26 protein-coding genes are annotated in these 24,399 nt (G+C 55.0%); 14 read left to right on the forward strand and 12 right to left on the reverse strand.

Annotated features, from left to right (window positions below):
• Positions 1-88: 88 nt before the first annotated feature.
• Entirely contained in the window at positions 89-436 is a 348-nt protein-coding gene (locus tag IE102_RS08610) for a hypothetical protein (protein ID WP_189486103.1), read from the reverse strand.
• A gap of 112 nt (positions 437-548) precedes the next feature.
• Here IE102_RS08610 and IE102_RS08615 point away from each other — a divergent pair, with 112 nt between their 5' ends.
• The 6 genes from IE102_RS08615 to IE102_RS08640 are packed head-to-tail and all read left to right on the forward strand — an operon-like array spanning position 549 to position 4,938.
• A complete protein-coding gene (locus tag IE102_RS08615) occupies positions 549-1,442 on the forward strand; it encodes a baseplate assembly protein (protein ID WP_189486104.1) in 894 nt (297 codons plus the stop codon).
• A complete protein-coding gene (locus IE102_RS08620) occupies positions 1,442-1,987 on the forward strand; it encodes a phage tail protein I (RefSeq protein ID WP_189486105.1) in 546 nt (181 codons plus the stop codon). Before IE102_RS08615 ends, IE102_RS08620 begins: the two co-directional genes overlap by 1 nt.
• 10 nt (positions 1,988-1,997) lie before the next feature.
• Positions 1,998-2,228, forward strand: a complete 231-nt coding sequence (locus IE102_RS08625) for a hypothetical protein (RefSeq protein WP_189486106.1) — start codon at positions 1,998-2,000, stop codon at positions 2,226-2,228.
• A 10-nt stretch (positions 2,229-2,238) separates the two neighbouring features.
• Positions 2,239-2,748 carry a hypothetical protein gene (locus IE102_RS08630; protein ID WP_189486107.1) on the forward strand — a complete coding sequence of 170 codons (510 nt, stop codon included), beginning with the start codon at positions 2,239-2,241 and terminating at the stop codon, positions 2,746-2,748.
• Complete coding sequence (locus IE102_RS08635) at positions 2,748-4,166, forward strand: SGNH/GDSL hydrolase family protein (protein ID WP_189486108.1); 1,419 nt, start codon at positions 2,748-2,750, stop codon at positions 4,164-4,166. Before IE102_RS08630 ends, IE102_RS08635 begins: the two co-directional genes overlap by 1 nt.
• 58 nt (positions 4,167-4,224) lie before the next feature.
• Entirely contained in the window at positions 4,225-4,938 is a 714-nt protein-coding gene (locus IE102_RS08640) for a hypothetical protein (RefSeq protein ID WP_189486109.1), read from the forward strand.
• A 15-nt stretch (positions 4,939-4,953) separates the two neighbouring features.
• Here the strand turns inward: IE102_RS08640 and IE102_RS08645 are convergent, their stop codons facing one another.
• From IE102_RS08645 to IE102_RS08675, 7 genes are all read right to left on the reverse strand, one after another.
• Positions 4,954-5,625 (reverse strand): phage virion morphogenesis protein, encoded by a 672-nt coding sequence (locus IE102_RS08645; RefSeq protein WP_189486110.1) that lies wholly within the window; start codon positions 5,623-5,625, stop codon positions 4,954-4,956.
• A complete protein-coding gene (locus IE102_RS08650; RefSeq protein WP_189486111.1) occupies positions 5,618-6,193 on the reverse strand; it encodes a phage tail protein in 576 nt (191 codons plus the stop codon). The genes IE102_RS08645 and IE102_RS08650 overlap by 8 nt, the downstream gene beginning before the upstream one ends.
• A gap of 6 nt (positions 6,194-6,199) precedes the next feature.
• On the reverse strand, positions 6,200-6,418 hold the full coding sequence (locus IE102_RS08655; RefSeq protein WP_229807656.1) for a tail protein X: 219 nt from the start codon (positions 6,416-6,418) through the stop codon (positions 6,200-6,202).
• Complete coding sequence (locus IE102_RS08660; RefSeq protein WP_189486112.1) at positions 6,418-6,894, reverse strand: head completion/stabilization protein; 477 nt, start codon at positions 6,892-6,894, stop codon at positions 6,418-6,420. The genes IE102_RS08655 and IE102_RS08660 overlap by 1 nt, the downstream gene beginning before the upstream one ends.
• Before the next feature lie 130 nt (positions 6,895-7,024).
• Positions 7,025-7,819, reverse strand: coding sequence for a phage terminase small subunit (gene gpM / locus IE102_RS08665; protein ID WP_189486113.1), 795 nt, complete (start codon positions 7,817-7,819; stop codon positions 7,025-7,027).
• A gap of 64 nt (positions 7,820-7,883) precedes the next feature.
• Positions 7,884-8,909, reverse strand: coding sequence for a phage major capsid protein, P2 family (locus IE102_RS08670; protein ID WP_189486114.1), 1,026 nt, complete (start codon positions 8,907-8,909; stop codon positions 7,884-7,886).
• A gap of 47 nt (positions 8,910-8,956) precedes the next feature.
• Positions 8,957-9,817 (reverse strand): GPO family capsid scaffolding protein, encoded by an 861-nt coding sequence (locus IE102_RS08675; protein ID WP_189486115.1) that lies wholly within the window; start codon positions 9,815-9,817, stop codon positions 8,957-8,959.
• A gap of 156 nt (positions 9,818-9,973) precedes the next feature.
• Here IE102_RS08675 and IE102_RS08680 point away from each other — a divergent pair, with 156 nt between their 5' ends.
• From IE102_RS08680 to IE102_RS08695, 4 genes are all read left to right on the forward strand, one after another.
• Positions 9,974-11,770, forward strand: coding sequence for a terminase large subunit domain-containing protein (locus IE102_RS08680; protein ID WP_189486116.1), 1,797 nt, complete (start codon positions 9,974-9,976; stop codon positions 11,768-11,770).
• Complete coding sequence (locus IE102_RS08685) at positions 11,770-12,795, forward strand: phage portal protein (RefSeq protein ID WP_189486117.1); 1,026 nt, start codon at positions 11,770-11,772, stop codon at positions 12,793-12,795. The genes IE102_RS08680 and IE102_RS08685 overlap by 1 nt, the downstream gene beginning before the upstream one ends.
• Before the next feature lie 49 nt (positions 12,796-12,844).
• Positions 12,845-13,315: a hypothetical protein gene (locus IE102_RS08690; protein ID WP_189486118.1), complete on the forward strand. Its 471-nt coding sequence runs from the start codon at positions 12,845-12,847 to the stop codon at positions 13,313-13,315.
• 85 nt (positions 13,316-13,400) lie between these two features.
• Positions 13,401-14,198 (forward strand): DNA adenine methylase, encoded by a 798-nt coding sequence (locus tag IE102_RS08695; RefSeq protein WP_189486119.1) that lies wholly within the window; start codon positions 13,401-13,403, stop codon positions 14,196-14,198.
• A gap of 727 nt (positions 14,199-14,925) precedes the next feature.
• Here IE102_RS08695 and IE102_RS08700 read toward each other — a convergent pair.
• On the reverse strand, positions 14,926-16,803 hold the full coding sequence (locus IE102_RS08700; protein ID WP_189486120.1) for a recombinase family protein: 1,878 nt from the start codon (positions 16,801-16,803) through the stop codon (positions 14,926-14,928).
• Positions 16,804-17,610: 807 nt separating this feature from the next.
• Between IE102_RS08700 and IE102_RS08705 the strand changes: the two genes are divergently transcribed.
• The gene (locus IE102_RS08705; RefSeq protein WP_189486121.1) at positions 17,611-18,234 is read left to right on the forward strand and encodes an Abi-alpha family protein; all 624 of its coding nucleotides are present in this window, start codon (positions 17,611-17,613) and stop codon (positions 18,232-18,234) included.
• 427 nt (positions 18,235-18,661) lie between these two features.
• Positions 18,662-19,003, forward strand: a complete 342-nt coding sequence (locus tag IE102_RS08710) for a hypothetical protein (protein ID WP_189486122.1) — start codon at positions 18,662-18,664, stop codon at positions 19,001-19,003.
• 959 nt (positions 19,004-19,962) lie between these two features.
• Here IE102_RS08710 and IE102_RS08715 read toward each other — a convergent pair.
• Positions 19,963-20,604 (reverse strand): TetR/AcrR family transcriptional regulator, encoded by a 642-nt coding sequence (locus IE102_RS08715; protein ID WP_189486123.1) that lies wholly within the window; start codon positions 20,602-20,604, stop codon positions 19,963-19,965.
• A gap of 123 nt (positions 20,605-20,727) precedes the next feature.
• Here IE102_RS08715 and IE102_RS08720 point away from each other — a divergent pair, with 123 nt between their 5' ends.
• A complete protein-coding gene (locus IE102_RS08720) occupies positions 20,728-21,891 on the forward strand; it encodes a patatin-like phospholipase family protein (protein WP_189486124.1) in 1,164 nt (387 codons plus the stop codon).
• A 52-nt stretch (positions 21,892-21,943) separates the two neighbouring features.
• Entirely contained in the window at positions 21,944-22,738 is a 795-nt protein-coding gene (locus IE102_RS08725; protein ID WP_189486125.1) for a MipA/OmpV family protein, read from the forward strand.
• A 38-nt stretch (positions 22,739-22,776) separates the two neighbouring features.
• Here IE102_RS08725 and IE102_RS08730 read toward each other — a convergent pair whose 3' ends face one another.
• Both IE102_RS08730 and IE102_RS08735 read right to left on the reverse strand, forming a co-directional pair.
• On the reverse strand, positions 22,777-23,352 hold the full coding sequence (locus IE102_RS08730; RefSeq protein WP_229807657.1) for a hypothetical protein: 576 nt from the start codon (positions 23,350-23,352) through the stop codon (positions 22,777-22,779).
• A gap of 70 nt (positions 23,353-23,422) precedes the next feature.
• On the reverse strand, positions 23,423-24,310 hold the full coding sequence (locus tag IE102_RS08735) for a DNA-processing protein DprA (protein ID WP_189486127.1): 888 nt from the start codon (positions 24,308-24,310) through the stop codon (positions 23,423-23,425).
• Positions 24,311-24,399 lie beyond the last annotated feature (89 nt).

The raw sequence follows: 24,399 nt of genomic DNA on the forward strand, positions 1-24,399 counted from the left end.
TGGACTTCGCGGCGCGCATGATGAAGGGCTTTGCGAAGGGTAAAAATGAGGGCGATCAGGCCAAGGGCTGTGAGGATCAGGGGCAGGGTCACGGCGTCGTCTCCATTTCCAGCTTGCGGCGGATGAAGAATTGCAGCCCGTTCAGCAGGAAGCCGAAGCCCAGCGCCCCCATGATCATGGTGAGCAGAACCGATACGACCGGCGGAAAATTGGAATAGACCGTGACGGCGACGCTGACGGTCGCAAAAGCGGGCAGGGCTGACAGATCGGAGATGGCCAGCCAGCGGCGTTTGCGCCGCCAATGGCTGAGTTCAATCGGATCGGTGGGCGGTTGTTTGCCAATGCCAAACAGCATGTAGCCCAGCCTGCCGGTGATCGAGGTCAGGCCCGCAAAGAAGCTGATTAACCAGAGGATGGCCATTTCGGGATGCGTCATAGGCCGCACGTTCATCGCGCGCATGGGGGAAGGGAAGGGTGGCCCCTTGTCAGGTCACACCTGACAATCGCCGTCGGTCGCGTGTGGTTTCGGCATGGGCGCAAATGGCCTCATGAGCGACGCCACCTTTAACGCCATTGACCTTTCGCGCTTGCCCGCGCCGGACGTGATCGAAGCCTTAAGCTTCGAGGCGATCTATGCTGAGATGCTGGCCGCGCTCAAAGTCTATATTCCCGATTTTGATGACCTGCTCGAATCCGATCCGGCGGTGCGCATCCTTCAGGTGTGCGCCTATTTTCGGATGATCGACCGGCAACGTATCAATGACGCGGCCAAGGCGGTCATGGTGGCCTATGCCTTGGGCGCTGATCTCGATCAGCTTGGCGTCATCTTTGGCGTGCGCCGTCTGGAAATCACCCCGGCTGATGTTGAGGCGGGCACCGCCGCCGTCATGGAAAGCGACGATGAATTCCGCGAACGCATCCTGCTGGCCCCCGAAGGCTATAGCGTGGCCGGGCCGGTCGGGGCCTATATCTTTCATGCCAAGTCCGCCGATGCCGATGTCGCGGACGCCTCCGTCATCAGCCCAGACCCCGGCGAAGTGCTGGTCACGATCCTATCGCGCTCAGCCAATGGCGCGGCATCGCCCGAACTGATCGCCACCGTAAGCGCGGCCCTGTCTGATGAAACCGTGCGCCCGTTGACAGATTTTGTCACCATACAGGCGGCGACCCTGACGACGTGGCAGATCGTGGCGGACATCACCACCTATGCCGGGCCGGATGCGGCGGTCGTGATCGCCCAAGGGCGTACAAATGCCGAGGCGCTAATCGCGCGGCAATACCGTCTGGGGATGCGCCCGACGCGGTCGGCCATTATCGCCGCCCTTCACGTAGAAGGGGTTCAGAATGTGGTTCTGACGTCTCCGGCGGCTGATATCGTCATCGGCCCAACCGAGGCCAGCCGATGCACAATGATTACCCTCAATCATGACGGGGTGGTCTGATGACATCGGTGCTGCCCCCCAATGCTTCGGCCTTAGAACGCGCCTTTGAACAGGTGATGTCGCCCGGTTTGCCGGTGCCGCTCCGCGATCTGTGGGATGCAGATACCTGCCCGGCTGTGCTTTTGCCGTGGCTGGCCTTTGGGCTGTCTATCGATGGCTGGTCGGCAGACTGGCCGGAGGCGGTTAAGCGCCAGCGTATCCGCACGGCCATTGATATTCAGCGGCGCAAGGGCAGCGTCAAATCGGTGCGCGATATCGTCACGGTGTTTGGCGGTCAGATCGCCCTACGAGAATGGTGGCAGACTGAGCCGAAAGGTGATCCCCACACCTTCACGATCAATCTCAGTCTGAACGATGGCGCAGGCGCACCGGCAACCGCCGCCTATATCGACGCCGTCATCAACGAGGTCAGGCGCACCAAGCCGGTCAGGTCTCATTTCGAGTTTATCCAAGGTCTCAATGTGTCAGCCAGTGTCGGTATCAAGGCGGTGGCGCGGGTGGCGGTCTATGCCCGCCTCAGCCTGACCGCCCCGGCCGCAGCTTAAGGAACGTAACATGCCCGATGTCGAAGGCCGCGAACTCAATGAACAGGATATCCGCGATGCAGGCGGGCTGGCGCGTGCCGATGTCACCGAAAGCTTTCTGATCGACCGGGGCATGATCTCGACCGAGGCCATCACGGAAGAACTGTTGGCCGACAAAGGGGCCGCGCTCCGTGACGAAGTCATCGGCACCGATGACGACCCCGGCGATCTCGTTTTGCTGTTTGAAAACAAGCTTATCTGAAGGAGGCCCCATGGCTGCTTTAATTACTCGCGTCCTCGATCTGGCAACCCGTATCGCGACCCAATGTAAATCGATCAAAACCCTGATTAACGGTAATACCGCTGATCTGTCAGGCCTTAACACGACCATCAAAACCAATCTGGTGGCGGCGCTCAATGAGTTGAAAACGGAACTCGATTCCGTGGCTTCCGCTGGCGGCGCGACCATTAATGATGCCTCGAACGCGTCGGCTACACAGACCTGGTCGATCAACCGGATCACGGTCAAGATCACTGAGGCCATGAATGCGGTCTTAAACAATGCTCCGGCGGCGCTCGATACCCTGGACGAATTGGCGGCGGCGATTGGCGATGATGCTAATTTCGCGGGCACCATCACCACGGCGCTGGGCAACCGCGTGCGGCATGACACCGCCGCGCAGGGCCTGACCGATGTCCAGAAGCAAAACGCCTGCGCCAATCTGGGCATTGGCAATCCGGACACCAATTTCGTCACCACCTTTGAGGCGGGGCTGGTCTAATGGATTTGGTGGATCGCGTTAAGGCGCTGGCCACGCGCATGGCTGGCGAAATTAAGGCCGTACGGCTTGAAATCGGCTCCGGCGGTGCGCCGCGCGGCGTGATCACCTATGACGCGCCCATCGAAGCCGGGACGGTTTTCACCAGCGTCTTGCCGGAGGGTGTGATTTCCGCCGACCGGCAATGGACGCTCGATGAGGCCAACATTCCCGGCGAAACGGGCGAGACCTATACCGCCACGGCGGCGGGCAGCTTGAAGGCCTTGGGCTGTAAGCTGTCGAATCCGGTCTATGCCGCCGTCAGCATTGACATGCCTGAAATCGATACCGCCGAAATCGTCATTGTCAGTCTGCCGATCTGGTCAGCAACCCTCAACGCCGTCCGCGCCGGTGAGCGCAATGGCCGGATCATGGTGTTTGGCGACAGCATTCCTCGCGGTTATTATACTGGTGGGATCAATGGCTTTGGCAATGACGAAGCCTCCAAGAATCTGACGGCTTTGCTGGCGGATAAGATCACCGCCGACACCACCTTTTTCGCATCGAGCAATTCGCTGGTCGGTAACGGCAATATGGGCGCGGTGGCCGCATCGGACTATGACGCGCGCATCACCGATGGCACGGGCTGGGATAATACCGAGGTCTATGACGACGCAGGTATGACAACCGGCGCTTATAATCTCTGTATCGTCGGGGCCGGTCGAACCCCGCTGACCTTTGCCCCTGATCATCAGACCGATACCATCGAAATTTATTATCCGCGTGCCCCCTATCTGGCGGGAGACGGCTTCAACGTCGATCTGGTTGCGGGTGGTGCGGTTACCTTCCTTGATGCCTACAACGCCACGGCGACCTTCCAGAAAACCACAGTCACGCGCGCTAAGGGCACCAACGTCTGGCGGCTCACACCTGCATCATCCGATATGACGTTTCTGGCGGGCTTTGTCGCTTATGACTCGACCAAGAAAGAAATCACGATCCTCAATGCCAGTTGGTCGGGTGGCGGTATCCTCGATCACGCCAGTTCGGCCAATTCCGGTTTACCTTTGGTCGGCATCGATGTCTTTGATCCCGATCTGGGCATCATAATCCCCAGCGGCAATGATATCTTAGCCGGGGCTACCGAGGCCAGCTATAAAGCGGCGCTCAATGCCCTGATCGACAAGCTTCAGAGCCTTAACAGTGACGCGCTTGTGGTTCTGCCGCCACCTGCCGCCCCCGCGATGGGTAGCATGACCAATCTGCGCACCTGGTCGACTACCGTTGCGGCCGCACAGGGCGTGCCGATGATCGATCTATTCGATGTCTTCGACTATGAAGATGCCGTGGCGGCAGGCTGGTATGCGCCGGACGGTGTCCATGTTATCGGGGCCGGTCAGGCTGCAATGAGTGATTTCATTTTCGCCCGGATCATGCCGTAGCCCTGTTCATCTCACCGTCCTTAGCTATATTGGGCTCAAGCAATCAAAAGGGGCGAGCATGAACATCGACTGGGTCTCGATTATTTCTGGATTAGTCAGCGGTCTCATAGCGGGCGGCGGCATTGTTGGGTTATTCGTGAAGCATTTAGGCCAGAAATGGATTGATGAACGCTTTCATAAATCGAGGCTCAAATTACAACATGAAAATCAGCGCGAAATAGAACGCTTAAAAGGCGTCGTGCAAGGGTACATCGACCATCAAACCCGCTTAAATACTCAGGAATTTAATGCATTAACTCAAACCTACAACTCCATGTATGAGGCTGTCGTAGAAGCTCAGAGTGCGCTCGCAATATTTAGCAGATCCGATTCGATTTTGGGTGTAAACGAAAAAGTAAAAAAGCATATTATGGAAACAAACGGTCTCATAGATATTGAGATAGAATTTGTCTTTGAAAAGAGTTCAGATTTTGAAATGGATAGTGCCTTTCGCACGATACTTTTCCGGAGGAAGGTTCGTTACGCCCGCATTCTTTGCCAAAACTTTGGTGATACACTCAACAAAAATTCTATATTTATAGACAGTGAGATTTTAAAAGAGCTTCGAGAAGTCCATAAACTTTCAAGCTGCGCACTCTTTGAGCGAATGAATGCTGACGATGTTCCTGGCATCCTTCCCGTAGAGCAGGATAAATTTCGCTCCCAAATTACGTCATTGCTTGAAAATGTAGAGCTTCAGATAAGAAAACGTATTTGGGATCGCCAAATCTGATTTGGACTCCTTATTTCATCTTAATAAGTGCTTGAATACTATATCCAGCACGTCTTCGCGTTCGGCCAAGGTCATGCCCAGAAGCTCACGCACGGCGTAGGTGACAGCTTTTTGTCCACTAGCCGGCTCATCTTTAAGGCCCTCCTGATGCACCTTGGCGATGCGGGAAATGCCGCCGATAAACCCGATCCACGCTTCGCGTTCATTGGCGCCAGAACGCAGGTATCGCGATGATCTGATCTTGCGGAACATGTCGCGGTCGCGCAGTGCCGGGCGATTGCGGATTTTGCCGCCCCCCTTGTTCTGATCCTCCGGTGAAACGCCCAGCCATCTGATGACCTTGTCCCAGAAGAACGACCGTATGCCGCCCGCTTCGACATCATAGCCCGTCAGGAGCGGCCCATCCCTGCGCCATGATTTCATGAGCACGGCACGAGCCGGGCCGATGCCGTGCTCTGGGTATAGGAAACGTACAGTGTAATTCCCCATTGACGGTTCGCGCTTTTTCCGGCGCGCCTCAAAGGCCGATCCATCGGGATTTTTTTGTGACTTGATCCGGTCGGACTGAGATTTACGCAGATCCCGCGCCACACGCCGCATGACAGAGCGCTGACCGGCGGGCGACAGATCGCGCAACATTGTGGAGGCTATAGCTTCGAGGTCTTCGACGGCCTTCAGGTCATCCATTTGCGGTTAGCGGCGTGCCGTCTGTGCCGATAATCTGGCTGCCGTCCGATAGCTTCAGGAAGGTGATCACCGGATAGCCCGCGACGAATTCGCCCTGCCCATTATAGACGCGGCGCAGGGGCACGGGGGGATTGACGATCAACTCTTCACCCGCGATGTCGGGTTCGGCGCGGTGGGTCATTTCATAGTCGCCGGGCTCGCCATTAGGCTTTGGCCGGACATCGACAGCTTCGACCAGGCTAAGCGTGATGTTCAGGTCTATTTCGTCAGTGCTGATGTAGTCGGCATCAAAGGTAATAGCCTTGTCGCCGGTGCCATGGTTGAGCAGGGCGTCAGGCTGGTGTACCCGAAGCCACAGAACGATCGGCAAAATGATTTCGTCGGGGTGGCCTGAGAAGCTGCGCACCTCGATTTCGAGCGTGTAGCGATATTCAAAGCCGTGGTTTTCACGGTGATAGCGGGTGGCAATGTGACCGCCGCGTATCCAGATGCGCAGGTTTGAGGATTCGCGCTTAAGTTCCGGCACGCTCTCGGTAATAAGGGCGCGAAGGCTGGCGGGTTTATCCATCGATGTTTAATCCCACAACTGAACGATTTCGCGGGCCGCGACGGGTGATGCGGCGGCGACCGGTAGAGTGACGGCAAAGCCTTCGGGCAGGATTGCACCAATATCGGCAATACCGCGGTTAAGATCGAGGACGGTCTCGACGGTGCCAGAGCCTGCGCCTAACACCCGCCAGACCAGCGCATCGAGGGTTTCGCCCTGCAGGGCTGTCTCGACAATCGTGCGCATCAGATCAGTTCCACGGTCGTTCGGGTGACGCCCAAGATATCGCGGATGGCATGGACGCCGTTGCGGCGATGGTCGCAAGCGGTAGGAGCCTGTTCTTCGGCGCGCTTGGCCCCTTCATTGGTGGCGCTCACGTCGCGGTGCGTTTCCATCAGATCGGCGGCGGCGAAGGCCATCACGGCACGTTTCCAGATGACCACCAGTGCCTTTTCGCCGTTGACCTCATCAGGGCTGACCGCCGATAGCAGGGCATGGCCTTCGGCCAGCCGGTCGAGCCGCCAATCGCGCAGGTCACCATTGACCGTTATAATCGCTCCTTCGATGGCCTCGATCAGGCGGGGATCAGGAATGGTCGAGCCGCCGATCCGCATCGTGTCACGGAAATCATTTAGTCCGATATCCGGCCAGAACGCGCCGCCGATGACCTTTAATCCGGCGGGGGATGCGGGCTTGGGCGGGGAGGCGATGAAACCGGACATGGATATCAACCATTTTGTTGACGTCACCAAAAAGGTGGCTGGAAAGGTTTCGGGGGTGGGGATCAGGTTTCAGGACGGTGTTGATGCCGTCTGAAGCCTTCACCGCCCCCGAGCGCCGGGGGGCGGTTCGTTAGGTGTCAGAAGGTTCAGCCGTTGCGTACGGATCAGTTTCCGGTTCCTGTTCGGCTGGCTCTTTCTTCAGTAGACGGGTGAGGACACCGATCTCCTTTTTGACACCGCTATTCGTGTTAAGTTCATAGGCGCGGCGCAGGTGCTTTAAGGCTTCACGGCGGGCGGCATTCGGTGCCCCAACTGAGGCTTCCTTATTGTCCATAAGGCGGTCGGCCTCGCGCATCAGCAATAGGCCGATAGCCTTATGAAGGTTGGCGCGGGCCTGATCAAACACGTCATGGGTAAAGGTCAGGGCGGAGGCACGTTGCAGATGTTCGACCGGAAATTCATCATGCAGGGTGTGGGCCTTGATGGCGGCGGCTGACACGGTATCGATCAGGAATGTAGCAGGGGAGCTTTTGAAACGAGCAGGCAGATCAATATTGTGTTCAAGGATATGTTCGGCCATCGTGAAGGCCGATGAGAAATTGCCCACGTCGAGTTGCCAGACCATCAAGTTGGCGAAGATTTCATCCTGGAGGGCGAGGCCTGAATCTTCGGCAGCGCTGAGGACGCCGTAAATATAGTCGTCATACTCCGGCAGCATGTCGCGCTTTTTGGCGATCTTGTCCTCGGTCGATTCGATCTGCTTAAGCTGGGCGCGGTGCGCGCCAAACTTGGCGCGGAGTAACTCGTACTCTGTCGCTTCTTTTCCTTCCTGCGGACGGTCGGCGGCGCGCCCGATTGATCCGGCGGCAAGGATAGCGGCTCCGGCAAGGACAGCAATGCGGTGGGCGCGGGCGGGACTGGACATTAAACACCTAAAAAAAAGGGGGGAGCGGACGCGCCGATCCCCCTCAGTTGCAGGGAGGAACGGGTTAAGCGGCGTTGCGCTCTTCGATATTTTCGATCAGGCAGGCAAAGTCCAGGTCTTCGATGACGTAGCATTCGTTCACCGATTGGAAATCATCGACCTGGTCGAGTTCGGGGTTGTCCTTGATGTTGCGGCGACGGGTGTCTTCCTGCTCATAGATCGACAGGTTCGAGAACTTGGTGATCAGGATTTTTCCGGCGGGGAAGAATGGGGCGCGGTAGGCAGGCAAGCCGCCGAGGCGCTTTTCGGCCATGATCAGTTTCAGTGCATTTTCTTCGGTCGGGGCCAGAGGCTGGTTGACCTTTGGCAGATACTTGTCATGGAGGAGGTCGCGACCGACAATGGCGACGAGGCCGGTGTCATCCGCCGCCCATGACGGCAGGAGTTCTTCGACGGCATCCATCACAATGGCGTCAAGGTTCTTATAGCTGTTGCCAGCGTGCGTGCCGTAGTAGACCTTGGTGCCGCCCGCCGGGGCTATGGACAGTACCTGTGCCGGGGCTTCGACGCGCAGTTTTTGTAGCCAGCCGATATTCACATCCTGCAGCATCGGGTTCGCGACCAGATCGGTTGTGACAGCGGCAGAGATGCCGTTAAAACCTATGCAGATACGGTCAAGGCCCTGCGCATGAGCGATGTGATTAGAGATGCGCACCTCGAAATCGTCGAACTTGGCCCAGCGGTCAACTTCGGAATATTTCAGGTGGGTATCGAAATCGGTCTTTTTACACAGGTACTCACGGCCATCCATCGAATGGACGGACTTAGTGGCGCGCTTGGTACCGCCAGCGGTATTGGTGCGTGAGGCGATCCGGCGATTGACGCCAAGCCCAAGCAGTTGCCCGCCCTGTTCCTTGACCAGTTCGATGTTAATCAGCTTAAGGAAATCAACCGACTCCTGTTGCTTATCGAGCAGCTTTTGCTGGATCGTCGGATCGACGTTGAATTTCGTTTCAGCCGACGCCACATTATTGATCAGGGCGATGTGGGAAACGAAAGCGGTGTAAAGGAGGCGGGTTTTGTTACGCATGTGCGGGGAGGCTCCGGATAGGTGACAGGGCTACGAGGTGGCGCTGATTAGCAGTCAGCGCGCGGGCGGTTGTCGCCGCCGGGGGAAACGGGGCGTTGGGTGAAGGTGTTGGACGGGGTAGTTTCCATCTTGGTTTGAAGCGCGGCCAGATCGCCGGTCAGCTTGGTGAAGCGCTCATCATTGGCCTTGGTGGTCGCCTCAAGCACGGTGCCGATCCTAGTCAGGCCTTCGGTGATCGCGGCGGAAAACTTAGCATAATCAGACGCATCAGCGGGTGGTGTTACGACCGGCGGTGCTGGCTCAGTCTTGGTGGGTGTCGCCAGACCCGTGAAGAAAGCCTTCATGGCCGAAAATGCCGAGATGACCTCGCTGTTTTCACCGGTCGCCTCGTCTTCCAGTTCCAGCGTAAATTCTTCGGCGGCGGTGATCAGGTTGCCAGCTTCGACCTTGCGTGTGGCGAACGGATTGACGGTGGCTTTGGCGGCAAATTCAAGCATTTCGGTCGCCAGCGAGGCCGGGCTATCGGTGACCGCCAAACCCTGCAGATAGGCCTTTCCCGACTGAGCGAAGTTGGGGTTGATTTCGATTGAGGTGAAAAGCTTCTGCCGCTTTTTGTTGAAGGCGATCAGTTCTTCGGTCGGGTCGATCTGGGCCAACAGGGCCAGACGCTTTTCTTTTTTACCGCCGACTTCGATTTCGATTTCTTCGGTTTTCAGCGCCAGCACATCGCCATAAGCTTTGAATGGGCCGTCCGCTGTCAGACCGCGAAAATGTTCCATGTTGACGCGAGACGCATAGGTTTCACGATTATAGGTCGCGGCCATGTCTTCGATGTCTTTGCGCTCGATCTTGCGACCATCGGCAGTCGCACCCTCAGTGGCTACACGGTGAAATTTCGATTTGGCCATAGCTGGCGGCTCCTTGGGTCAAACGGGGCATGAAAATGCGTTTGGGGCCAAAGAGGTGCTACGCGGTGTTTGAAGGCAACCAGCCCCAATTGTGAGGTATGACCTGACAAATGGCGTGTCTCACGGGCGCGCGATGGGGCGGCATATCGTCCGCAAATGACCTGCGTCCACCCTGACACCATCCCCTTTGATGCCCGCCGGATGGCGCGAAGCCTATATTGGCGCGGCTGGGGTGTGTCTGAGATCGCAGAGGAACTGCGTTTAAATCCAAACACGGTGCAGTCGTGGAAAACGCGCGAAAAATGGGATGACGCCCCGGCGATCCGCAAAGCCGAAGACAATATGGTCACCCGCTTCAATATGTTGATCGCGAAGGAAAAAAAGACGGGGGCGGACTTTAAGGAAATCGACCTTGTGGGTCGTCAGCTTGAGAGGTTTGCGCGGATACATCGATATTTAGAGCCTGACGGGCATGAGGGCCACCTTAACCCCAAGGTCGAGAACCGGAACAAGGGGCCGAAAAAGGCACCGGATAAAAACCTGATCGATGCCGAAGCGGCTATAAAGTTGATTGAGGCGTTTTCGGCTGGCCTGTTTGAATATCAGGAAGGCTGGCGCGATTCATCGTCTTATCGCACCCGCTTTATCCTCAAGTCCCGTCAGATTGGGGCAACCTACTACTTTGCGCGTGAAGCCTTCATTCGTGGCCTTGAGACCGGCAATAATCAGATTTTCATATCGGCCAGCCGGGCGCAGGCCAATATCTTCAGGCAGTATATCGTTGAGTTCGTCAGGGCCGCGACCGGCATTAAGCTGACCGGCGATCCTATGGTTATCGAGCGAACGGACGCAGACGGCAATTCACTGGAACCGTTTACGCTCTATTTCCTCGGCACCAATTATCGCACCGCCCAAGGTTATCACGGCGATGTCTATATCGATGAAACCTTTTGGATTTACGGCTTTGACGAAATCTTTAAGGTCGCGTCAGCTATGGCGACCCACAAGCGTTACCGCCGCACGCTGTTTTCGACGCCGTCGACCATCGCCCATCAGGCCTATCACATGTGGACGGGCGAACGGTTTAACCGCCGCCGCGCCAAGGACAAGCGGGTTAAAATCGATGTCAGTCACAAGACGCTTAAAAACGGACACTTAGGCCCAGACGGCATCTGGCGTCAGATTATATCGGTTCACGACGCCATAGCGGGCGGTTTCGACCTGGTCGATCTTGACGAGTTGATGATCGACTATTCGGTCGGAGAGTTCGCAAACCTGTTTTTGTGCGAGTTCATTGACGATAGTGAATCGTGCTTCCCGCTGTCGCTGGTCAGGCCGTGTATGGTCGACAGCTATGAGGTGTGGGACGACTATGAGCCCTATGCCTTGCGGCCTTATGCGGGTGAAGTCTGGATCGGGTACGACCCGAATAAGGGCAATGTGGGTGATCCGGCGGGCTTGGTCGTTCTGGCGGCACCCCGAAATTCCAAGGGCAAGTTCCGGGTACTTGAGCGGGTGCGCCTGATCGGCAAGGACTTTGAAGAACAAGCCGCCGAAATCAAAAAATACTGCGCCAAATACCGCGTGACCGAAATAGCCATCGACACGCAAGGCGTGGGCGAGGGGGTCTATCAAATCGTTAAGCGCTGGTTCCCGACCGTTCGGTCTGTGGCCTATTCGTCGCAGTCCAAAGGCCAGATGGTGCTTAAGGCGCAAAACGTCATGCGCAATGGCCGTCTGGAATTTGATGCGGGCTGGATCGACCTCTATGCGGCGCTCGCTTCAATCCATCCGCAAATTACCGCCAGTGGCCGGGACGTGACCTATGTGTCGCGCCGGTCGACGGAAACCGGGCATGGCGACATCGCCTGGGCGCTTTTGAACGCGCTTTTCTGTGAACCAATGGACGCCACAGACGGCGTCACCCCTACCGCAACCGTGGAGTTCTTCTGATGACTAATGCCGCCCCTGCGACCAAAACACCCGCCAAGCGCTCAAAGGGGAAGGTCGAAGCCTTCACGTTTGGCGATGCCGAAAGCGTTCTGGATCGGCGCGAGTTGCTGGAGCATATCGAGTGCTGGCGCAACGGAAAATGGTATGAGCCGCCGATCAGCCTTAAGTCTTTGGCGCGGGTCATGAACGCGGGATCGCATCACCGGTCAGCCATCGTTCTCAAAAAGAACTTACTGGCGGAAAGCTTTATTCCGACATCGTTGTTATCGCGGGCAGACTTTGAGCAATTGGCGTTGGATTATCTGGCGGTAGCGAATTGCTATGTCGAGCGCGTCGACAATATGATCGGCAGGCCAATGGCGCTCAAGCGGTCAATGGCCATGTATACGCGCCGGGGTGTCGAGCCTGATCAGTTTTATTACGTGAATAACCGGTTTCAGGCCCATGAGTTCGCCAACGGCTCAATCCTGCAAATCATGGAATATGACCTGTCGCAGGAGATTTACGGCCTGCCTGAGTATCTGGGGGCGCTGCAAAGCCTGCTGCTCAATGAGGCCGCGACCCTGTTCCGCCGCCGCTATTACCTTAATGGCGCTCATGCCGGGTTCGTGTTTTACCTGTCGGAATCGACGCTGGCGGTAAAAGACGTGGACGCTATCCGCGAACAAATCCGCAAGGCCAAGGGCGTCGGCAACTTCAAAAACCTGTTCCTGCATGTGCCAAACGGCAAAAAGGACGGGGTGCAGATCGTGCCCATGAGCGAGGCGGCGGCGAAAGACGAATTTCTTGGCATCAAAAACACGACCCGCGATGACGTGCTGGCCGCGCATCGGGTGCCCCCTCAATTGCTGGGTATCGTTCCTGCCAATTCCGGCGGGTTTGGTGACATCGGCAAGGCCCGCGACGTGTTCTTTGAAAACGAAATCAAGCCGCTGCAATCGAAGTTCCTGCAGATCAATGACTGGCTTGGCGTCGAGGCGGTCAGGTTCAAAGAGTTCCAGGCGGTTGGCGTTGGTTTAGATTAGACTCTACTAAGCGTTGTGTTATGGATCATGTGATAGCGGAGGGGCGATAATGATCGAAATAAAATATAATTGGGAACCAATATCCAATATCAGCTTAAGCCTAGACGGAAAGCCGACATTCGGTGATCTGAGTAGTTTACAGCTTGCGGGTATCTATAAATTCGACCTGACCTGCACACAACTGGGACCGTGCATCTATATCGGTGAAAGCAAAAACATCAAAAATCGTTGGGGAAACTATAGGCTTGGCGCTGCACAGACGGCATATAAGGTTCACCACGTCCTTAAGAGTGTCCTGCGCCGACAGGGTGTAGGTGCCGCGCATAGGATGATCGACTTAGAACTCAAAATTCACGGCATCACAAGGGACGTGAAATTAGAGGATAAAGATTTTAGGCTGCTATTTGAAACCTCCGCAATAGAGGACGCCCGGAGCCAAGGATTAATTGTCTTGTCCAGGCAAACCCTAATCGACCGCCTATTGGAATATGATGTTTTAGATGGCGGGGAAGTGACCTAAACACCTCTGCTCTTCGTTCAGATCGCACCCCGCCGCCTTGGCAGGCGCGTGGAATAAAGTGTGATTTGAACGGAGTTTCAATAAAATGAATGAGTTATCAACGGTAAAACCGGTGAAACCTGTTGCCGCATACATTGGCGGTAAACTTGGATTGGCCCGGCGCATCGGTGAGCGGATCAAAGACATCCCGCATGAGACCTATGCCGAAGCTTTTGTCGGCATGGGCGGGGTGTTTTTCCGGCGGGATGTGAGGCCTAAGTCCGAGGTCATCAACGACTATAGCGAAGACGTGGCAACCTTCTTTCGGGTGTTGAGGCATCATTACGTCGCCTTCACCGATATGATCCGCTGGCAGATATCTAGCCGGGCTGAGTTCGAAAGGTTGATCGCCACAGATCCCGCGACACTGACGGACATGCACCGGGCAGCGCGGTTCCTCTATCTCCAGCGTCTGGCATTTGGCGGTAAGGTGGCGGGGCGAAATTTTGGGGTATCGACGGGCAGGCCCGCCGCATTCGATGTCACTAAGCTGGTGCCAATGATCGAAGAGGTGCACGACCGGCTGGCCGGTGTTGTGATCGAGCGGTTGCCGTGGGCTGAGTTCATCCGGCGTTATGACCGAGAGGGAACGCTATTCTATCTCGACCCGCCTTATTACGGGAACGAGGGCGACTATGGCCGCGATCTGTTCAGTCGCGATCAATTCGAGGCAATGGCCGAAGTATTGGCCGGGATCAGGGGCCGGTTCATCTTGAGCCTGAATGACAGGCCAGAAGTAAGGGCGATCTTTCAGGCGTTCGATATTGAGGCGGCAAGGGTGCGGTATACGATCGGCGGAATGGACAAAAGTATTATCGCAGGAGAGGTCATAATAGGTAACTAGACGGCCACTCACTAGCTGTACCACCCAGCAGGCCACGGCCTGTCGGGCTTCTTTTTGCGCGTGAGCGGCCTCCCGTGGGTCAGGGCGGGCCAAAACAAGGCCTTGGGCGTCCAGCCCTGCGCGCCGCGCTCGTCCCCCCACCTCGCCTGCGCGCTTTTTGTATCACTTTTAGTGCAGTCTGGCCGATTCGTGCAGCCCTTGCCATGTAAGCATTAGCGGTAGGTTTTGAGGTGAGTTGTGATCGTGCAAATTCGTGCAGCCAGAAGGCCTTATTAGCCTCCGTGAGAGTAACGATCTGTGGTGAGAAATCTTTATGAGGGGAGGAAGTTTTTAAGGTGCAGTCGGGAAAAACCTAACATTTTCGATTTTCGCCCTCATCCCTTGCTCGGCTAAATATTTACCTAGTAATTACAATATGTTGCGATCTTTAAAATGTCAGGGGTGGTTCCTAATCTCGTCTAACATTCATGCCTCACTTTCCTAATGTCATTGAATTATAAGAATAAAATATAACCAATAATATAGAAAAGGTTAGCTGATCAGGTTAGGTCGATGTTAGGCCCCGATTAGACGGAAAGCCGTTTATATTCAATGACATTAGAAATGTTAGGTTTTTCCCGATAATACCCAGAAAATGGGGGCGGTTTAAACATAGCGCTAAAGGTGACGTGAAAAGCGCCGCGCAGATACCTGAGCGGCGGCGGGCGGTCTAAGATTTGCGTGGGGATTAAGCGCAGAGGCGCAGATGGTAGGTCGCGGGCGCTTGGCCGGATATGTGTGTGGAACGCCCAAATCTGGCCCCCGCAACCATCTCAAATTCGCTAGGATTTGAGAGAGCTAAAGTAGAACCAGAAGCCGCCCTATCGGGGCGGCTTTTCTTTTTGTCCAATTTATGATTTGAGCAGTCTTTCGTAGCCAACTCTGAGTCACCGATATTTGTACCAAGCGATTTGACATCAAGCGGTAGCGAAGAAGCTGCCTGGCGTGGGTCGTGCTTTTGGGATTGCTTGCTTGGCTTTCGGGTGGAAATATCCAGGATTCCAGCGAGTTCACCTACCACAAGGACTTCGAGTTTTCCGTTCTCAGGTATCAGCGTAAGGTGGCAGACGATGCCGCGTATTGTTTCGGCGGCGCTTAAACGCTTTGCCTCTGTCTCGTCAGCAAGCGCATTGTAAAGGTCGGAAATTTGAGTGCGGTAGAAGTTTGCCATTTCCGGATGTAGGAGAGGAGGGGGCTCTACAAACTCGGCAATGAAGCGGTCGAGTTCCAGTTTTCGCCTTTCCATTTTGGAATTCTTGTCTCTGACAGTTTCTTTCGAGATCGTGTCACTCAGATAGAGATCGATAAGCCTTTCCGCCTCCCTCTTAATTTTGGCGACTTCCGCCCGTGCGGCTTCAATGGCTGCTCGGGCCTCCATACGACTTAAATTGACTTCCTTAGTGTACTCGACACAAAACTCTTGAAAAAGTGACGGCTCCATCAGACGATGTCGCAAGGCATTGAGAACCCGTTCTTCCAGTTCGGCTCTGCGTATAGTCAAGTAGTTTGAGCAGGTGCCTTTATTCCGGGCCGTTGCGCAGCCTACCGATGTTGCTGAAACAACTATGAAGCCGCCACCGCATGTAGCGCATTTGGTCATCCCAGAGAATAGGTACTTTGGGCGCCGGCGCTCGCGGAAATGATTATCGGGTATTTGGTCATCGGCCGCATTAACTGGATTATCGTTAGACTTGCCCTTAATACGATCTTGTCGCAGCTTAACCGCTTGCCAAAGTTCGTCCTCAATGATCCGCAATTCTGGAACATCGTGGATTACCCACTCAGACGGTGGGTTTGGCCGGGCTTGCCGACGACCGGTACCTGGTTCTTTGACAAAGCGTTGGCGGTTCCAAATCAAACGGCCGATATACATCTCATTGTTCAGGATGCCGTTTCCGCGTTTGCGATTGCCGTTTATTGTGCTGAAGCCCCAGTCTCCGCCGCCAGGCGCACGAATTCCACTCCTGTTCATTTCAGCCGCAATAACCTTTGGCGACTTGCCATTGGAAAAGTCACGATAAATACGGCGTACCACATCCGCCTCGACAGCATTTATGGTGCGATCACCTCGTATCAGTTCACCATTGCCGTCGAGTTTGCGAACCACATCATAACCGTATGAATTGCCGCCCCCCGATTTGCCTAGCTCCACTCGACCCTGCATGCCTCGGTGTGTCTTCTCGGCTAAATCTTTTAGAAACAGCGCGTTCATCGTGCCCTTAAGGCCGATGTGGAGGTGTGAGACTTCGCCCTCCGAAAGGGTGATAATCTTCACACCGGCATACGACATGCGTTTAAAAACACCGGCGATATCTTCCTGGTCGCGCGATAACCTATCCATGGCCTCAGAAAGTACGATCTGAAAGCGACCAGCCATCGCGTCAGTTATCAGAGCCTGAATTCCTGGACGTAGGAGTGAGGCGCCTGATACGGCGTGATCGGAATATTCTTCGACGATCTGCCATCCCTGCTTTTCGGCATGGGCCCGGCATATACGGAATTGGTCTGATATGGATGCGTCACGTTGATTGTCTGACGAGTACCGAGCATAGAGCGCGACCTTCATAAGCCTGACTCCGGAATGACTATTGTTAGTGATCGACAGGTCTGGCGAGTGGGTCGCGATGGACCTGACGGGCTGCGCGCCGCGCGAGAATTTTTACTAACTCCCGAAGCCTTGGATCGGGACCGCCCTCTTGTGGTGTCATTTCTAAGGGAAGCTCCAGAACAGAGGAGGGGATACGGTAAGTTTGCTTGGACATTTGCGGGCCTGAGTAATTGAGATGGCATTATTTCCGCCTAGAATTGATTGAGCTTGGGAAAAAGGCAAACAAATTCATTATGTTGAGTGGAGTGGTTTCTCGCAGCAGCTCAAGCGACAGCGAACGCAATCGTAATCAAGCGTCGTGCGACGTAGTAGGAAAAGGTAGGGACGGCGGCGACTTCACGTTGCCAGCAAGGTCCAATATGCGTCGAGCCACTCTGGTCATGGTTAAACCGCTGATGTGGACGTCTAAAGGTAACCAAATTTGTTGATGAGGTTCAAGAGCAAAAATGATCCTGAAGGCCACTCAGCGCCACCGCGTAATTTATCTGCTGGCCCAAAATCAAAAGACCAGGTTTGTTAGGTACGTGTACGTTGCTCCAAACATCGTGCCCGAAAATCATCTCAAGCGGAGCCTGCCCGTCTTGCTAAACCCAGCAACGGAGTTACTGAGGGCACGAGGAAGGGGGGAAATGCTAACGCGCGCAGCAAATTCATGGCACGCAAATCCATAGCATTCATCGAAGTGAAACCTCCGCAGACTGTTTGCATTCTTGCAGCCTAGACTCATTTAAAGGGTAGCGTTAGGGTTTCACGACGGAGATAATCATGGACCAACAGACAACAGCTATAGCGACGACCCTCGCCAGCCAAGCTGCCGAAAAAACTTCAAACTTTATAAGCGAAGTAATCGGCGACAACTTGAAAAACGCTGTGGGTCTAATGGGGGCAGATTGGCTGTTGGTTAAACGGGAGGAAAACCTTGAGCAGCTCCGCAGAAAGAAAGACGAAAGATTAAGCATCCGCGGAATTGCTGATACGGTGCCGGTGAGTTTATCCATTGCCATCCCGCTCATTAGGGGAGCTGCAGACGAAAGCAGAGATGAAATCCAAGACCTTTGGGCAGCGCTACTGGCCGCTGCCTTGGACCCAAATCGTGGGAAAGACGTTACCCGGTTTTTTATAGACGTATTGCAAAAGATGGAGCCTTGGGACGCGAAGGTCTTTCAAGCAATATGGACTTACGAGCCGGACTTGAACAAGGAAGACACTATGGCTGCCCGGATGGGCGCCTCGTTAAACTCCCGAGAGAGCAAGGTGTTGAGCTGCTTTGCCAACCTCGTAGACCTTGGCCTTGTGAAGGCACGTGGGCCGGGCAACTATTTCCACGATTATTACGAAGTCGTTTTGACCGCTCGCGGGCGGGAGCTTATCGAGTTATTGCAAGATTAGGCCTATCAGGATTTCCACACTACAAATCAATACTCACAGACCCTTTCGAGATGCACAGGCAGGTAACGACGTATTCAATTCAAGGAGCGTAGAAATCAATTTTTGGATGAAATTGGTTATCCTTGTGCTTTCGCAGGAGGATATCCTTCAATGGGTCGAAGCCACGAATTTGCATCAGGATACTGATCAGGTTTTTACCGAGCTACTTCAGACTGTGGAGTCAGCCAGGCACAACGTAGCCATCCGCGATGCAGGTTTAAATACGGGGCCGATGCTTTGAGGAGGTCTGGTTTGGACGTTGAAACCGTCCCAGGCGTATGTCACTAACATACAGGCACTAAAAACCCCGGGGTCGGCGTACCTGGCCCGGGGTTGGGGTGCACTAACCTAATAGCGCTGCTTTAGAGAATTGAGACACTAACCAAAAATGGCCGAAAGTCAAGAAATAATCACTTACACGCGAGCCTTGCTGGCGGCTCTTGATCGTTCACTTTCGCCGGAACGTCTGGCACCTTATTTAGGGGTTGCGGCTCAGGACCGCAAGCATGCCCTGCATCTTTATCTCTGGAACGCCCGTCTCAGCAAGTCGTTCCTCTATCCGCTGAACATGGCGGAGGTGGCGATCCGCAATGCCATGTACAACGCGATTTCTAACGAATACGCCGACCCTAACTGGCTCCTCAATCCGCCCTTTCCGCTGACGCGGCACTCGCGAACGTCTTTAGATGTCTGCGCCGCCTGCGTGGTGCGCCGACCGCGCCCGACCTAGGTGGCGGCGCTGACGTTCGATTTCTGGTCCAACCTATTCCGATTCGAATATGATGCCGTCTGGTCCCAGAACAACCTGCTTCATCGCACATTTCCCAATCTGCCGGCGGCAGAGACACGCGGAACCGTACAAGCCCGAATCGCTCGCATAAACGAACTGCGCAACCGCATTGCCCACCATGAGCCCATACATCGCTCACGGCATAAGGACTTGTACAACTTGATCCTTGAGTGCATCGGCTTCGTCGATACGCAAACGCGCGACTGGGTCAAGTTGCACTCAACCGTGTTCTACGTTGCGGGAACGCCGCCGACCCGTTCGGCAGAACTTCCGGGCCTGCCTTTATCCTCAACCAATCTACGGCCGCCGCCTATCGTTAGCGCCGATACATCTGTGCTAGACGCGCTAGGTTTGGCGGTAGCAGCCAGGCCGCCTGTTGTAGTCTTGGAAGAGGAAGGCGCTCCGCCGGTCGCTATCACTTTGGATATGCTGAGCGCCTTCATATCTGTGCAGGCCACGCATGGAGGGGGTTTGGTCGACTTGAGCGAAACGAACATTGCTGATGTTGTTGCCAACGTCGCTGGACCAGTGACGCGGACTATCGATCTCGGTGCCAGCACTGGCGACGTACAGGCTGCTTTTTTTCCGCCGGGCGTCGTTCACAATCTTCGGCCGCAGGTCGTGATAGTTACTACCAGTAACAGCATAGCTGGGGTCGTGACACACCCCGTGTTGAAATATAGGTAGGTGTCGTTGGAGAGGGCCGAAGCGGCGCTCTAAAGTCGATCAAGGTCGGGGGACGGCACCTCATCCTAAACAGTGATCTGATGGATGCTTAAACGGGTAATCTACACGAAGCGATCGACCAATCGTCGTCCATCGCATGTCACCTGAGATCCCTTAAAGGTATGGCTCTAACCCGGAAGCGATTTTGTCCTGTGTTCTGGCGCGCTGTGTCGTCACGGTCGGATGCCCAGCATCAGAACGCTCCAAGCCGTCTCAAAATATTGGCTGCGTTGCTCGCTATCGCGAAGTCCTTCTTCTCCTAAGAGGCCATTTAGCAAGGTCCACCCCGTGACCATACTAGACACCACGCGGCCAAGATTTCGGATATCGATATCGGCGCGAATTTGACCCTGTTTTTGAGCCTGATTGAGTAGCTCCAGGTTTTTGCCTTCGACGGGTTCCTTCATCTTGCTGACTGTTGAAGCTACAAGTTCTGGAAACCGTGTACCAGCGTCAATGAGCACGCGGTATATGGCCAGGCCCTCTTCTGTTGCCGTCATATCAAGTATCACTCGGCAGCGTGCCTTAAGAGCATCTAAGGGAGCATCGACAAAGGCACGGGCCTGTGGCGTTTCCCACATACCGGTGCTCATGCTCTCAAGCACCGCTATGAACAAGGCTTCCTTCGAGGCGTACCGTCGATAAATCGTCAACTTGCCAATGCCAGCCAAAGACGCGATTTTTTCAACAGAGGCGCCTTCATAGCCTTCCTTGATAAACAATGCTTTCGCGGTGTCGATAATCAGGCCGTTGAGGGCTTCGACGTCAACGGCTGCGGGGCGTCCCTGGCGTCTTTGCGCCTGTCTCTCTGTCATAACCCAAGGCTCCTCCATTTTATTATCGATACTGTACCGTTTCTTTATTGACAAAAGCAACCTTACACACGAAAAGAACGATACGGTATCGTTTAAATAAGGTATGCGCGCTTAGGGGCAGGCATGATCAAGTTTTGGGCATCCATAGCCTTGTGTTGCGTCGTGGTGTCCGGCTGCGCATCCGCGCCGCGGGCGGTTTTTGACGAGCGCCAGGCTGCAGCGGCGCAACCTTATGGATTTGACCATATTCGTGTCTCCCCACGAGATCCGGGACTGGCCCAGCGTCTGGAAGCGGATGTCCGTGAGGGACTGCGAGCCAACCCAAACTCCGATATATCCATCCTGTCGTTGTCAGGTGGCGGTGCTGACGGCGCCTTTGGCGCTGGCGTGCTCAATGGATGGACGAAGCGCGGAGACAGACCCGCGTTTAGTGTGGTCACCGGCGTATCGACGGGCGCACTGATTGCGCCTTTCGCCTATCTCGGCCCCCGATATGATGAAAAGCTTAAAGCGGCCTATTTGAGCGCTGACTCATCAAAAATTCTAAAGCGCAAAGGCTTGAGTGTTTTCGTAAGCCCCGGGGTTTACAGTTCTGAAGGGCTAAAGGCCCTGGTCGCCCAATTTGTCGATGTCGCCATGATTGAAGACCTCGCCATAGAAAACAATAAGGGGCGCAGACTTCAGGTCGCCACGACCAATCTTGATGCCCAGGCGGGCGTAATCTGGGATATTGGTGCGATCGCAACCCAAGGCGTCGCGCAAGGTGCGCAAGGCAAGGTTCGCGCGCGCGATCTGGTGCGTGAAATTCTCGTGGCCTCCGCTAGCATACCGGGGGCCTTCGCTCCGACGTTTATTCCCGTCAGTTACACAGATCGAAAGATCCGGCATGATTTGTTGGAGATGCATGTCGATGGCAGTGTCACCATGCCGTTATTTATATTGCCAGAATCTATGCTGACCTGGCAGGTGCCGCCTGACGTCGCCCTGCATGGCAAACTCTACGTCCTGATCAATGGTAACATCAATCCGCGTTTTGCGTTCACGCGCTACGGTGCATTCGACGTCATTGGTAAGAGCATTGACACCCTGACCCGCGCGCAGGCCCGTGCCACGCTGCTGGGGATTGAGGAATTTTCAAAACGAAATGGCTTTGTGCTCTCGGTCGCCAGCTTGCCTGACGATTTCGAAGGCGGGGGCCTAATGGCGTTTGATCCTGTCAGCATGGGTCGCGTTTACAACGAAGGCTATGCCCTCGGTCTTAGCGGACAGGCCTTCGGTCGCAAGTAATCGATGCCATCCTAACGCATCATCCCTTTTCCCTCCCCAAGGATACCCCGAAATGCGAACGATCTTACCGACCTTTTTTGCGCTTATGCCCCTGTTGTGGGGGCAAGCGCAGGCGCAGAGCCAGCCTTTCAAACCGCTTGGCCCGCAACAGACCTGGACGATTGATGCCGGTGGGGGCGCTGTTTATGGTTTTAGTCCAAGTGGCGGCGCTACTGACAAGGTAAACGCGATCCCTTGGGTATCGTTCAATTACAAGAACAGGGTCTATGGTGATCCATTGAGTGGTGTGGGCTATAATCTTATCTCACGCGATCGTCTGATAGCTGGTGTTCAGGTGCGTCCGCATTTCGGGGGCAAATCGGATGAACTGCCCGGCCTTACGGTGCCCGGGCTGGGGGCTGACCTTGCGGCTTACGCCTTCTACCGGATCGGCGAGAAGACGTCAGTGGGCGGTCGTGTAACGCAGGACGTCACTAATGTATCGCAGGGCGCCGGCTTATTTCTCTCTGCATCGCGTCAGGACGTTACGCGGGTAGGCTTGTTTCAGACGACGCTCTACTCCCGCTTTGGCGACAAAAAGTCCAATCAGGCCTACTATGGCGTCGATCCGTCGGAAGCCGTATCCACCGGTCTTAGCCCATACGAGGTGGGCGCCGGCCCGCAGAGTGTCGGAATGGCCGTTTTATGGATCGTGCCTGTTCATGAAAAATTCGTGCTGGCCAGCTTCCTGAACGCGGATCGTGCTCTGGGTGATGTGGCGGAAAGCCCTTTGCTGCAACTGACCAAAAACAAAGAGATGAGCTACCGAGCCGGCATCCTCATTATCCGTCGATTTGGAGGCACCTAAAGCGGTGCCGTTAGGCTCTGTCGATTTATATGCAGATCCTAAAAATCAATAATGTCGAAATCTGCGGGCTCCGGCGGAGTTGCAAATACCCGTCTCGCCACAAATAGTCCCGCAACCGGAATGCCAGGAAACCGTGCAGTTAGGGCTGTTTTCATGGCGCGGAAATGAGTGCCGGCAGTGAGAACGTCATCCACCACGGCAAGATAGGTCGGAGGCGGGGCTGCCAAATTTTCATTGATCGCGTAAATACTATTAAGTTCGTTCACCGTGACCCGTTCACCTACACCCACTTCGTGAGATGCGGCCGTGGATTGAGATTGGGTCACAAGATTTCTGACGTCGACATTCTGCCCGAGGCTTTGACAAATCAGCTCGATGCGGTTGTCAAAGTCGGGGTGACCTGGGGCCTTCGATCCGGGCACGGGAACAAACGTTGTTGTAGATATCCAGCCGCTATCCAGTGCGCCGCGAAATTCACGCGCACACTGCTCTATTGCCCGAGCTTTCCATGCGTACTGCGCGGTGCCGGCCAGACTTGGCTTCTTCTTGAGATTGTTGATCAGATTGTTGGTCTGGCTGAACGTAAAGTCCCGCCCGGACGTATACTCGTACATAAACACACACGTATCATCTGCCCGAAGATGGGTATGATCCACCCGTGTGGTGTCGTCAATTTCAGTGAACCTAGGCAAGCGCGTCCCATATATCCTGAGTAGTTCTTACCCGAACGGCCCCTTCAGCTTCAAAACGTGCAGGCCACGTGATGGCGGTGTTTTTAAAGCATGATTCAAGAATAAAGAGCTTTCGGCCTTGATGAAGGGCTGCCCGCGCTTGAGTTAGAGTGCCTGAGGTTTCGCCAGCCTCGACGATGATTGTGCCTTCGGTTAAGGCGCTCATCGTGATATTGCGCTCAGGGAAAAACAGTCTGTTTTGGGGCACCGCTTGGTTGCGGTATCGCAAGACAGGTACTTGTGAAATGAGCAGATGATCCCGGGCAATTTGGTCCTGAAGCGCTGTGTTTTCCTTAGGGTAGTAAGATCCCAGCGGCGTGCCAATAACAGCAATGGTACGGCCGTTACTTTGCAAGGCGGCTTGGTGAGCCGCCGTATCAATACCCTTGGCAAGGCCTGAGACCACAGTAAAGTCTCGCTTTACCAGGTCGCGGGCCAACTGAGCTGCCCTTTGCACGCCCTCAGGCGATGCTTCCCGGCTCCCGACAATCGCTACGCTGCGGGTTTCCGTATACTCCCACGCCCCTTGGTAATAGACCAACTCTACCGGGTAGCGCGCATCGCGCAGTTTCTGAGGATAATCGCCACCGTGATTGATGCGTACACCGAATTTATGGACGCCTGCGGCCTTCAGGGCCGCTAATACCGCCTCTGAACAGCGATCAGCTTCAGCCGGGGATACAAAGTCAGAGGGCAACGCCGAAGGGTCGCGGGCGAACCGATCGGCAATTGTCTTGAAGGTAGAGCCTTGTTCCAGCCAAAGGGCTTCATAAGCACCAAATTCACGCCGTGGAGAAATTGACCCAATAGCGGGACCATCGCTACGCAGAGCAAGTTGCATTCGTGTTCCTAGGTTGTGACGGTATGAGGCTATCTGCAAAAGAGACTTCTACAATCTATGCTGCGGATCAAGCCAAATTTATTTGATAC

Source organism: Asticcacaulis endophyticus, from assembly GCF_014652575.1.
Classification (GTDB): domain Bacteria; phylum Pseudomonadota; class Alphaproteobacteria; order Caulobacterales; family Caulobacteraceae; genus Asticcacaulis; species Asticcacaulis endophyticus.